Source organism: Bartonella sp. MR168JLCBS, assembly GCF_042194175.1.
In genome coordinates, this window is the sequence record NZ_JBHIMP010000052.1 from 1 (window position 1) to 1,439 (window position 1,439).

A 1,439-nucleotide genomic window follows, 5' to 3' on the forward strand; every position below is an offset into this window, starting at 1 on the left:
AAACAACCTCTCACCATCATCTATGCCTTAAGCCTTATCAAAAAAGCTGCAGCTGTTGTCAATATGGAAAAAGGCAAGCTTGCACAAAACATCGGAAAAGCAATCATTACTGCCGCCGATGAAGTGCTCGCAGGAGTATTTGATACGCATTTTCCACTTTCTGTCTGGCAAACTGGTTCTGGCACCCAAAGTAATATGAACGTCAATGAAGTCATCGCCAACCATGCCAGCATGCTTTTGGGAGGAAAACTTGGCAGTAAAGCACCCGTTCACCCCAATGATCACGTAAATATGAGCCAATCGTCAAACGATTCCTTTCCCACAGCACTTCCCATTGCCACCACACTCCAAACACGCCAACACTTATTTCCCATCCTTGACGCTCTTATTACTACTTTAAGAAAAAAAGAAGAAGAATTTGCCGATATCATCAAAATCGGACGCACCCATACCCAGGATGCAACACCTCTGACATTAGGACAGGAATTTTCAGGTTATCGCGCAGCACTAGAAGCCAACCGCCAACGCATTGAAAGTGCGCTTGCCGATGTCCAAATGCTTGCCCAAGGAGGGACAGCTGTTGGAACAGGACTCAATGCACCGCAAGGTTTTGACGTTGCTTTTGCGCAAACAATCAGTACCCTCACAGGAATAACCTTTAAGACTGCCAGCAATAAATTTGAAGCACTCGCCCATCATGGAGCTCTTGCACATTTTCATGGAAGCTTGAATGCATTAGCAGCTGATCTATTTAAAATTGCCAATGACATTCGGTTTTTGGGATCCGGTCCACGCTCAGGGCTGGGTGAACTAAGCCTTCCAGAAAATGAACCAGGATCTTCCATTATGCCAGGCAAGATCAATCCCACGCAGTGTGAAGCAATGACTATGGTTGCTTGCCAAGTTTTCGGCAATCATACCAGTGTAACATTTGCCGCAAGCCAGGGACATTTTGAACTCAATGTTTATAAACCTGTTATTGGCTATAATGTTTTACAGTCGATTACGCTTCTTGGTGATTGCATGCGTTCTTTTGACATGCATTGCATTCAAGGATTACGTGCCAATCGAGTCCATATTCACTCTCTCATGGAACGCTCTCTCATGTTAATAACAGCTCTTGCACCGAAAATTGGCTATGAAAAAGCTGCCGAAATTGCTAAAGCAGCATATAAAAATGACACGACTTTGCGTACTGAAGCTATCAAAGCGGGAGTTTCTGGAGATGATTATGATCGGCTGGTTGATCCCAAAAAGATGATCCACCCGCAATAAACAAATAGATGGAAACCTCCCTGATAGACCTCTCTATTAGAATATCGGAATTAGAATATCGGACCGCAAGCGGTCCGATTCTTATTGGATCTTAAACAATCTAATCCCCACCTCTGCAATAATCAGTTAAGCGCGCTCCACTCTGCTCCACCCTCTTGAGAAGA

Annotated in this window: 1 protein-coding gene; it reads left to right on the plus strand. The window is 44.3% G+C overall.

Annotated elements, in window-relative coordinates; all coding sequences use genetic code 11:
• A partial coding sequence (locus ACFIK8_RS08970; protein WP_375669218.1) for a class II fumarate hydratase occupies positions 1-1,275 on the plus strand: 1,275 nt, incomplete at its 5' end.
• Between the last annotated feature and the right edge of the window lie 164 nt (positions 1,276-1,439).